Source organism: Microbacterium sp. K24 (assembly GCF_004794465.1).
In the GTDB taxonomy this organism is placed as follows: domain Bacteria; phylum Actinomycetota; class Actinomycetes; order Actinomycetales; family Microbacteriaceae; genus Microbacterium.
Window position 1 is genome coordinate 1 of the sequence record NZ_SSDJ01000043.1, and the last position, 9701, is coordinate 9701.

Annotated in this window: 12 protein-coding genes and 1 tRNA gene; 6 read left to right on the forward strand and 7 right to left on the reverse strand. The window is 70.3% G+C overall.

The features are described 5' to 3' along the window. Positions 1 to 1292, reverse strand: a 1292-nt coding sequence (locus DW306_RS02090) for a dihydroxyacetone kinase family protein (protein WP_136053991.1), incomplete at its 3' end; no start/stop codon positions are given. Between the two features lie 175 nt (positions 1293 to 1467). Between DW306_RS02090 and DW306_RS02095 the strand changes: the two genes are divergently transcribed. After that, positions 1468 to 2196: a FadR/GntR family transcriptional regulator gene (locus DW306_RS02095; RefSeq protein ID WP_136053992.1), complete on the forward strand. Its 729-nt coding sequence runs from the start codon at positions 1468 to 1470 to the stop codon at positions 2194 to 2196. A gap of 87 nt (positions 2197 to 2283) precedes the next feature. Continuing rightward, a tRNA-Ser gene (locus tag DW306_RS02100) sits at positions 2284 to 2372 on the forward strand. A 38-nt stretch (positions 2373 to 2410) separates the two neighbouring features. On the opposite strand, the gene DW306_RS02105 is transcribed toward DW306_RS02100, so the two are convergent. From DW306_RS02105 to DW306_RS02120, 4 genes are all read right to left on the reverse strand, one after another. Continuing rightward, positions 2411 to 2887: a hypothetical protein gene (locus DW306_RS02105; RefSeq protein ID WP_136053993.1), complete on the reverse strand. Its 477-nt coding sequence runs from the start codon at positions 2885 to 2887 to the stop codon at positions 2411 to 2413. Between the two features lie 51 nt (positions 2888 to 2938). Further along, positions 2939 to 3325: a hypothetical protein gene (locus DW306_RS02110; RefSeq protein ID WP_136053994.1), complete on the reverse strand. Its 387-nt coding sequence runs from the start codon at positions 3323 to 3325 to the stop codon at positions 2939 to 2941. A 72-nt stretch (positions 3326 to 3397) separates the two neighbouring features. Then, on the reverse strand, positions 3398 to 3793 hold the full coding sequence (locus DW306_RS02115; RefSeq protein ID WP_240747018.1) for an ester cyclase: 396 nt from the start codon (positions 3791 to 3793) through the stop codon (positions 3398 to 3400). A 24-nt stretch (positions 3794 to 3817) separates the two neighbouring features. Then, a complete protein-coding gene (locus DW306_RS02120) occupies positions 3818 to 4174 on the reverse strand; it encodes a nuclear transport factor 2 family protein (protein ID WP_136053995.1) in 357 nt (118 codons plus the stop codon). Between the two features lie 103 nt (positions 4175 to 4277). Here DW306_RS02120 and DW306_RS02125 point away from each other — a divergent pair, with 103 nt between their 5' ends. Continuing rightward, positions 4278 to 5162, forward strand: a complete 885-nt coding sequence (locus tag DW306_RS02125) for an oxidoreductase (RefSeq protein WP_136054002.1) — start codon at positions 4278 to 4280, stop codon at positions 5160 to 5162. A 36-nt stretch (positions 5163 to 5198) separates the two neighbouring features. On the opposite strand, the gene DW306_RS02130 is transcribed toward DW306_RS02125, so the two are convergent. After that, complete coding sequence (locus DW306_RS02130; RefSeq protein WP_136053996.1) at positions 5199 to 6389, reverse strand: 4-hydroxybenzoate 3-monooxygenase; 1191 nt, start codon at positions 6387 to 6389, stop codon at positions 5199 to 5201. A gap of 87 nt (positions 6390 to 6476) precedes the next feature. Next, on the reverse strand, positions 6477 to 7229 hold the full coding sequence (locus tag DW306_RS02135) for an IclR family transcriptional regulator (RefSeq protein ID WP_136053997.1): 753 nt from the start codon (positions 7227 to 7229) through the stop codon (positions 6477 to 6479). Positions 7230 to 7347: 118 nt separating this feature from the next. Between DW306_RS02135 and pcaH the strand changes: the two genes are divergently transcribed. The 3 genes from pcaH to DW306_RS02150 all read left to right on the forward strand — a co-directional run. Then, on the forward strand, positions 7348 to 8166 hold the full coding sequence (gene pcaH / locus DW306_RS02140) for a protocatechuate 3,4-dioxygenase subunit beta (RefSeq protein ID WP_136053998.1): 819 nt from the start codon (positions 7348 to 7350) through the stop codon (positions 8164 to 8166). Then, a complete protein-coding gene (pcaG, locus tag DW306_RS02145) occupies positions 8163 to 8729 on the forward strand; it encodes a protocatechuate 3,4-dioxygenase subunit alpha (RefSeq protein ID WP_240747019.1) in 567 nt (188 codons plus the stop codon). Before pcaH ends, pcaG begins: the two co-directional genes overlap by 4 nt. Positions 8730 to 8753: 24 nt before the next feature. Continuing rightward, a partial coding sequence (locus DW306_RS02150; RefSeq protein WP_136054000.1) for a lyase family protein occupies positions 8754 to 9701 on the forward strand: 948 nt, incomplete at its 3' end.

The window sequence follows — 9701 nt, forward strand, 5'->3', positions numbered from 1 at the left end:
GGCGGCGATGATGAAGAGCCGCCCGTCTCCGCCGAGCAGCGGACGTCGGCGACGGCTGCCGTGAGGGCGGCGTGCGAGCCGCGCTGCATGCCGATGCCGTGGTCGCCGTCGCCGGCGACGGCGTCGATGCGGCCGAACTCCTCGACGTGCTCGTCGACGGTGTCGGCGATGCGCTGCACGGCGGCCCGCACCACGGATGCGGTGGCGACCGACCCGGCGTCGCCGGGTTCGACCGCGGCCTCGGTGACGGCATCCGCTTCGGCGATATCGGCGCGCTCGGCGGCGACGACGGAGCCGCGCCGGTAGGCGGGGGTGTCGACCGGGGTCTCCCAGAGCTGCTCGAGTTCGTCGTCCAGCCAGAAGAGGGTGAGCGAGGTGCCGGCCATGTCGAAGCTGGTGCAGTATTCGCCCACGTGCGGGTCGACGAGGACGAGGCCGGCATCCGCGAGCAGTTGCGCGATGCGCCGATAGACGACGAACATCTCCTCGTACTTGAGCGAGCCCAACCCGTTGAGCATCGGCACGACCCGGGCGCCGGAGATCTCGACGCCTTCGGGGATCTCTTCGAGCAGGCGGCTCACGAGCAGTTCGGCCAGGCCGTCGGCGGTCGGGATGTCGGTCTCGTCGATCCCGGGCTCGCCATGGATGCCCAGACCGATGGCCATCCGGCCGACCGGAACCGTGAACAGCGGCTCGGGGGCGCCGGGGAGCGTGCATCCCGAGAAGGCGACGCCGAAGGAGCGCGTGCGCTCGTTCGCGAGCGTCGCGACCCGCGTGACGCCGGCGAGGTCGTAGCCGGCCTCGGCCGCGGCAGCGGCTGTGCGGAACACCGTGAGGTCACCCGCGATGCCGCGCCGCTTGTGCTTCTCGTCGGAGGAGGCGCTGAAGATGTCGTCGGTCACCGTGACGGTCTCGCAGGCGATGCCCTCCGCGCGCAGCTTCTCCTGCGCCGCGTCGAAGTTCAGCACGTCGCCGGCGTAGTTGCCGTAGCTGAGGAACACGCCGGCGCCGCGGTCGGCGGCCTTCGCCACGGTGTGCACCTGCTGGGCGGACGGCGAGGCGAAGAGGTTGCCCATGACAGCGCCATGCGCGAGCCCCTGCCCGACGAGACCGCCGAACGCGGGGTAGTGGCCGGATCCGCCGCCGATCACGACGGCGACCTGGCCCTCGGGCACGACGGTGCTGCGCACGACGCCTCCGGGAACGCCGCGGACCGAGCGCTCGTTCGCGGCGAGGAAGCCGGCGATCATCTCGTCCGCGAAGTCGGCGGGGTCGTTCCAGAGGCGGGTCATCGGGCGACCTCGACGGAGGAGAGGAGGTCGGATGCTGCTGGAGAGGTGGTGCCCACAGTGACTCCTGTGTCGACGGTGATCCTGCCGGGTGGACCCGGTCGGTGCTTCCATACTGTACAACCGGTTGACCAATTGCAAGTGCGATGAAGCGGTCGGGACAGGTAAGTTGTCAGCCATGCCCGCTTTTCCCGGAGATGCCGTCGACGACATCTCGGCCGCCCTCGGGGCGTTGCCCTCGGGAACGCCGGTCTCGGAGGTGGCGCGACGCCTGCTCGATCTGTTCACGGGCGGATCGATCGCGGCCGGCACGCGACTTCCTCCCGAACGCCAGCTCGCCACGACACTCGGGGTCGGCCGGTCGGCCGTGCGCGAGGCTCTCGCCGCGCTGGAGATCCTCGGGATCGTCGATGTGCGCCCGGGGTCGGGCACGTATCTGCGTGGAGCGGCGAGCGAGCTGCTGCCGCAGACGCTGCGCTGGGGACTGCTGATCGGCGAGCGCAACACCGCGCAGCTGTTGGAGCTGCGCGAGGGACTCGAGATCTTCGTCGCCCGGCTGGCTGCGGCCCGCGCGGATGCGGCGATCATCGCGCGACTCGAGAAGAGCGTCGCGAAGATGCGCGTCAGCATCGACGACCTCACCGCCTTCGCGCGCGCCGACCTCGATTTCCACCACGCGCTCGCCGAGGCCGCCGGCAATGAGACGCTGACCGATCACGTGCACGTGGTCCGGTCGCTGCTGCAGGTCTACGCCGACCGCGCGGTGCACGACCCCGCGCACGCTGAGCAGGCCGTCGCCGAGCACAGCGCGGTGCTCGATGCGGTGCGCGCCGGCGACCCCGACGCCGCGGCATCCGCCATGGCGATCCACATGGCCACCGCGACCACCCGCCTCCTCGACGCCTGATGGCGGGGTTGTCTCCGCTCGGTTCGTGACCGTGCATCCGACCCGTTATGATGGCTAGGTGCATCCGTGCTTTCGGGTCGGATGCCTGGAGACGTCGCATAGTCCGGCCGAGTGCACCACCCTGCTAAGGTGGAGTCCCCTCACGGGGACCAGGGGTTCAAATCCCCTCGTCTCCGCAGTAGAAGTCCTGGTCAGCCCGTGTTCAGTCGTCGGATCAGCGGGTCGCCATCGCCACGAGCGCGGCGATGAGTCCGGCGCCCACGAGGATCACGATCGCGACGACGTGCACGACCTTGCCGACGACGAGCATCGGCAGGTCGGGTCCGTCGTAGGACGCGGCGCTGAACATCAGTCCGCGCGCGGGAAAGCTCCAGCGGATGCGGAAGCCGATGTTCCGGAGCTGGCGCGACGGTGCCACGAACGTCTGTCCGCGCTGCTCCCGCGACGCCTTCCAGGCCGCTTGGATCGCATACCAGGTGATCACGAAGAACGGCATCGCGAGGGAGGCGGCCCAGGCGATGAGCGCCACACCGATCAACGTGCCCATGCCGGTGCCCAGCGATCGGATGAAGAACACGCCAAGAGCGGCGAGTCCTACCGCGGCGGGGACGAGCACTACTCCCCAGCCCCAGCCCGGGTGCGCGTCACCCGTCGGTCGTCGATCCACGCGTCCCGCGTCTTGCCATGTCATGTCGTCCCCCCCGGTTCACAACCCTAGAGGGCCAGGCTCGACCGCGGTGCTCTAGCGCTCCCGCCGCGGCGTCACCCGCCACGCGAGGAAGAACCCGAGACCGAGGACCAGGTCGATGATCGCCGCGCCGACGTAGAGCGCGTCCGCACGACCCTGCGCGAACAGGATCAGCACCGGGACTCCGTACGCGAGCTTCTCGACGACGCCGACGAGCATGAGAGTTCGGTATCTCGCCGGATCTCCGCCGATCACCCAGAAGACCAACTGGAACGCGGAGGCCGTGCCGATGAAGCCGTAGAAGAAGACCTCCCCGCCGGCCGGCGGGGGCAGGAAGTACTGCGGCAGCAGCACGACGAGCCCGTAGACGGCGGCGCCCCGGAACCACCACGGGACCCAGCGCGGAACAGCGGTCGTCGAGCCTTCGCCCTGCGTCGTCATCGTCGCTCCCTCGTTCCGGGGCGGATCCCCGTCCGCGAAGAGTACCCGCGCACCTCTGTGCCGCACCAGGCGTCAGCCCGAGGAGAGGGCATGGAGGAGAGCGCCGGCATCCGTCCCGCTGAACTCCGCGATCCGTCCGTCGACGATGCGGAACATGCCGAACTCGGCCACGTTCACCCGACGGCGGGTGGCGGCGACTCCCCGGTAGGCGCCGAGGTGCGTGCCGCCGCCGCGCAGATGCGCGGCGATACGGTCGTCTTCCACGATGAGCTGGATGCGTCGCCACTGCCAGTCGGGAAAGGCCTCGAGCAGTGCGGCGACGTCATCGATCCACGCGTCGGCTCCCGCGGGCAGATGAGCGCGTCGTACATCCGGGGCGACGAACTCGCGGATGGCGTCGAGGTCATGCCGGTTGCAGGCGTCGAGGTAGTCGGCGAACCACTCCCGCAGCTCCCACGATTCGATCACCTCACCATTGTCTCGCGCGGGTGATCAGGTGGTCGTGTCGGTGATCTTCACGTCGGCGATCAGGTCGTCCCTCAGGGTGAAGATCATCGGGCCCGTGCCGTTGTAGCCGTTCCCTCTGACAGCGAGAGTGACGACGTACGTCTGCGGCTCCTCGCCGTCGACGACGCCGACGACGTCGAAGCGGCTCTGCTTCCCGATGTTGTCGGTGTCGTTCCAGGAGCGGATGCCGTCATGCCCGTGGAACTTGCGGCCCCAGTCGTCGAGGTTGGCGTCTTCGGTGAAGACACCGACGAAGCGTTCCGTGTCGCCGGCGTTGGTGGCGTCGACGAACTCCTGAATAGCCGTGGGCAGTGCGGGGATGGTCTCGTCGGGGGTGCTCATGCTCTTCAGCGTCCCACGCCTGCCGAAGCCAGCCAAGAGGGTTGCGACACGCTGCGCCTGGCCTCGCGGATCAGGGTACTTTCTGAGAGTGACTCACCTGCGCATGGATGATGTGTCGATCATCGGTCCCGGTGCGATCGGCTCGACGGTCGCCGCGATCCTCCACCGAGCGGGAAGGACTCCGCGTCTCTACGGTCGCACGGCGCGGAGCGGCCTCGAGGTGCACATCGGCGACGAGGCCATCCACGTGCCCGGTCCCGTGCGCACCGACCCGGAGCACGTCGACGACACGGCGGGAACAGTGTTCCTCGCGGTCAAGGCGACGCAGATCGAGGGTGCCGCACCCTGGCTCGCGAAGCTCTGCGGGCCGGGCACGGCCCTGTGCATCCTGCAGAACGGCGTCGAGCAGGCAGCGACGGTCGCACCGCTCGTTCCCGAAGGAACGGTCATCGTTCCCGCAGTCGTCTGGTTCCCCGCGCAGGCGCAGGCCGACGGCTCGGTGCGACTGCGCGGAGCCGCGCGATTGACCCTGCCGGACGCGCCGGGCGCCGATCGGATCGTCGAGACGCTGCAGGGAACGCGCTGCACCGTCGAGCTGGCGTCGGACTTCCCCTCCGTCGCGTGGCGCAAGCTCCTCCAGAACGCTGCGGCCGGACTCATGGCGCTCACCGGGCGGCGGGCGGGGATGTTCGCGCGGGACGACGTCGCCGAGCTGACCGTGGACTACCTGCGGGAGGGCCTGAGCGTCGCCCGTGCCGAGGGCGCGCGACTCGGCGACGGGGTTCCCGAAGAGATCCTCGACGGCTTCCGGTCGTCACCCGCTGACCTGAGCACGTCGATCCTCACCGACCGCGAGGCGGGGCGAGCCCTGGAATGGGACACCCGGAACGGCGTCATCTCCCGGCTCGGCCGCACCCACGGCATCCCCACGCCGATCAGCGACGTCGTGACCGCGTTGCTCGCTGCGACGGGCGATGGGCCCGGGTGAGGGCGCCGACGTCGACGGACTCCTCGCGACGGCGCGTCATGACGTGACGCTCTCGTGCGGCCACCCCGTGTACGCCTCCGCGAGGAACGTGCGTCCGGCTTCGGATTCGACGACGGATCGCAGTTCTCCGACCTGGCGTCGCTGATCGAACTCTGTCGCATCGGCCGCGGTGTGCAGCATGCTCGTCATCCACCAGGAGAAGTGCTGCGCCTTCCAGATGCGCGTCAGCGCGATCTCGGCGAACGCGTCGATGAGACGCGTGTCGTTCTCGAGCAGCAGGGCGCGCAGCGCCCGGTCGAGCAGCACCACGTCGGCCACGGCGAGGTTCATCCCCTTGGCCCCGGTGGGCGGGACGGTGTGCGCGGCGTCGCCCACGAGCACGGCGCGCCCGTGCCGCAGCTCGTGCGCGACGAAGCTCCGGAAGCGCAGCACATCCCGCTGCACGATCGGTCCGGTCGCGAGCGAGGTGCCGGGTACCCGGGCCTGGAGGGTGTCCCAGATCTCCGCCTCGGAGAGCGCGTCGGGGTCGGCATCCGGATTGCACTGGAAGTACATGCGCTGGATGGTCGCGCTGCGCTGGCTGATGAGGGCGAAGCCCTCGGGGGAGTTGCTGTAGATGAGCTCGTCGGCGCTGGGCGGCGCCTCGCACAGGATGCCGAACCACGCGAACGGGTATTCGCGGAAGTACCCGCCGGTCGACGATCCGGTGACGGCGGGTCGCACGACGCTGCGCGAGCCGTCGGCGCCGACCACGAACTCCGCCTCGATGCGCAGCTCTTCGCCGTCGGCCGCCGTGGCGGTGACCCAGGGGCGGTCCGTCTCGACGTCGCCCACTCCCGCGACCGCGGTCTCGAACCGCAGATCCTGCCCCGCGGCCAGGCGCGCGGCGATCAGATCCTTGAGCACCTCGTGCTGCGGATACAACCAGACGCTGCGGCCGACGAGCGCCGGGAAGTCGATGCGGTGACCTTCGCCGTCGAATCGCAGCTCGATGCCGTCGTGGCGGTTGCCGACGGTGAGCACCCGGTCGCTCGCGCGCGACTCGCTCAGCACCCGCACCGTCTCCTGCTCGAGGATGCCGGCGCGGATCGTGGACTCGATCTCGGACCGGCTGCGGCGGTCGAGCACGACCGACTCGATGCCGGCATCGGCGAGCAGGTGCGACAGCAGCAGGCCGGCGGGGCCTGCGCCGACGATGGCGACTCGGGTGCGGACGGTACGGGGCATGGCGTCTCCTTCGACGGACGTGTCGCAGCAAGTGTCTGTGCTGCGCGATGGCCCGGGTTGAGCGCTCCCGTTGAATGAGATTCGGCGTCAGCGACGACCGCCGAGCGCGCGCTCGATCTCGCGGGCAGCCGCGAGCAGCTCGCGCAGTGCCGGCTCGACCGGGTCGTCGCGGCGGAGCACGACCGAGAGGGCCGCGGCCACGTTGCCCGTCTCGTCGTGCACGGGCACGGCCACCCCGGTCGACACCGCCTCGATGTACCCGGGAGCGCTCGCGTGCCCGAGAGCCCGCACCTCGGCGAGCTTGCGGCGAAGCTCCGCGGCATCGGTGATCGTCTCGGGCGAGACAGCGGGGAGCGGTCCCGCCAGCACCCGCTCCTGCACCGCCCGATCCGCGTAGGCGAGCAGCACGAGGCCTGAGGACGACGCGTGCAGGGGAAGGCGTCCGGCGACGCGGGTCACGTTCGACCCGGAGTCCGGGCTGCTGAGACGCTCGAGGAAGAGCGCTTCATCCTGCTCCAGGATCGCGAGCTGCGTGTGCTCGCGCACTCGGGCCTGCACCCGCTCCATGAACGGCAGCGCCGCCTGTCGCAACCGCAGCGCGTGAGAGGAGCGGGTCGCGAGCTCCCAGAGCCGCATGCCGATGCGGATGCGCCGATCGTCGTCGCGCTCCAGCATCCCGGCATCCACCAGTTCGCCGACGATGCGATGCGCCGACGACGGGGGAAGGCCCGCGCGGCGACCGATCTCGGCCGCCGTCTGGACGGTGCGTGCAGGCGTGAACGTTTCGAGCACGCGGATGAGCCGCTCGGTCACGGAGTCGCCGGAGGAGGAGTTCGCCATGCGCCGATCCTGCCACAAGCGCCAAACCGAGTCTCATTGGATGGGAATCGCCACCAGCGGGGGCGGCTCGGCGATGAGGATGCTGTCACCCGCACTCTCTGTGTCGAAGGAGACGCACATGACCGCCACGCCCGGAACTCTCGTCGCGGCGCCCGAGGCGCATCTCGCGTCGCCCGTTCAGGTCGCGCAATCCGTCATCACCCAGGAGATCGTCGATCTGCACGCGTCCCTCGCGCGTCGTGAGGAGGCCGGCGAGGCGCTGCCCGCGACCGTGCACGATTTCCCGCCCTACCGCTCGAGCCTCCTGCGGCATCCCACCAAAAACCCGAAGCTCGTCGACCCCGAGACGATCGAGCTGCTGTCGCCCGCCTTCGGCCAGCGCGACGTCGCGCCGATCGAGTCCGACCTGACGATCCAGCACGCGGGCGAGCCGCTCGGCGAGCGGATGACGGTGCGCGGGCGCCTGCTCGACTCCTGGGGGCGACCGATCCCGAACCAGCTGATCGAGCTGTGGCAGGCGAATTCGGCGGGTCGCTACATCCACCAGCGCGATCAGCATCCGGCTCCGCTCGATCCGAACTTCACCGGCGCAGGACGCGCGATCACGAACGACCGCGGCGAGTACGCCTTCACCACGATCAAGCCGGGGCCGTACCCGTGGAAGAACCACCTCAACGCGTGGCGCCCCGCGCACATCCACTTCTCGGTGTTCGGGTCGTCGTTCACCCAGCGGCTGGTGACGCAGATGTACTTCCCCGGCGACCCGCTGTTCGCGCTCGATCCGATCTACAACACGATCTGGCGGCAGAAGGATCGCGACGCCCTGATCGGCGTCTACGACCATGACCTCACCTCGCCGGAATGGGCGACGGGCTACCGCTTCGACATCATCGTCGACGGCCCCGACGCCACCTGGTTCGAGCAGGAGGAGGTGTGACCGTGTCGGCGCCCGCCAAGACGCATCGCGCCACGCCCGGTCAGACAGTCGGGCCGTTCTTCGCCTACGGCGTCGAGTATCCGCGGATGCACGAGGTCGCGTCCCCGCACTCGCCGGGCGCGATCCTGCTCGAGGGCACCGTGCGCGACGGCGCGGGGCAGCCGGTTCCGGACGCCTTCCTCGAGATCTTCGGGGCGGATGCCGACGGCGCCGTGCCTCGGGTGCGCGGCGCGTTCCACCGTGACGATCACACCTTCGCCGGCTTCGGTCGCGCGTTCACGAACGACGAGGGGCATTTCGAGTTCTGGACGCGCAACCCCGGGGCCGCCGCCGGTCGGGCGCCGTTCTACGCCGCGATCGTCTACGCCCGCGGACTGCCCGACAAGCTGCACACGCGCATCTACCTGCCCGACGACGAGGCCGCGCTCGCGGCGGATCCGCTGCTCTCCTCGCTGACGGCCGAGGAGCGGGCGACCCTCGTCGCGACGCGCACAGAGCACGGAGACCTCGTGCACGACATCCGCCTGCAGGGCGAGAACGAGACGGTGTTCCTTGTCTACTGAGCTCGGGTCCGAGGAGGAACGCTGATGGGATCGTTCGATGACGGGCTCCTGTCGCCGGTGTCGGCCGGGCACGATGACCAGGTCGGCGACGGGGCGATCCTCGATGCCCTGGTGGCGGCCGAGCTCGCGCTGACCACCGCATATGCCGATATCGGCATGCTCCCGACGGAGGAGCTGGCGCGGCTGCTCTCCGCGTTCGATGCCGCGGTCATCGACCTGCCCGCCCTCGTGGCCGGCGCCGCCGCCGGAGGCAATCCGATCATCCCGCTGGTCGGCCAGCTGAAGGACCGGATGCCGGCAGAGCTGCGCGCCTGGGTGCACCGCGGCGCCACGAGCCAGGACATCATCGACACCGCGCTGCTCCTCGTCGCCCAGTCGGCCGTCATCCGCGTGCGCGAGGGGCTGACGGCGACGCTCGAGGGTCTGGAGCACCTGGCCGCCGAGCACGGCGACGACGTGGTCGCGGCCCGCACGCTCACCCAGCACGCCGTGCCGACCACCGTCGGCGCCCGCATCGCGAACTGGACCGCCGGCATCGCCCGCGCGCGGGATCGTCTCGACGCTCTGCAGTTCCCCGCGCAGCTGGCCGGTGCCGCCGGCACGCGCGCGTCCTTCATCGAGATCACCGGTTCCCGGGCCGCCGCCGACGAGCTCGTCGCGGCGTTCGCCGAGCGCGCGGGACTCGATGCTCCCGCCGGCTCCTGGCATGTCGTGCGCTGGCCGATCACCGAACTCGGCGATGCGCTCGTGCAGACCCTTGACGCGCTGGGAAAGCTCGCCGCCGATGTCACCACGCTCGGCCGCACCGAGATCGGCGAGGTGTCGGAGGGCTCCGGCGGCGGATCGTCGGCCATGCCGCAGAAGGAGAACCCGGTCGCGGCGACGCTCATCCGCTCGGCGGCATTGCGCGCGCCGCAGCTCGGCGCGACCCTGCACCTCGCGGCCGCGTCGGCGGTCGATGAACGCCCCGAC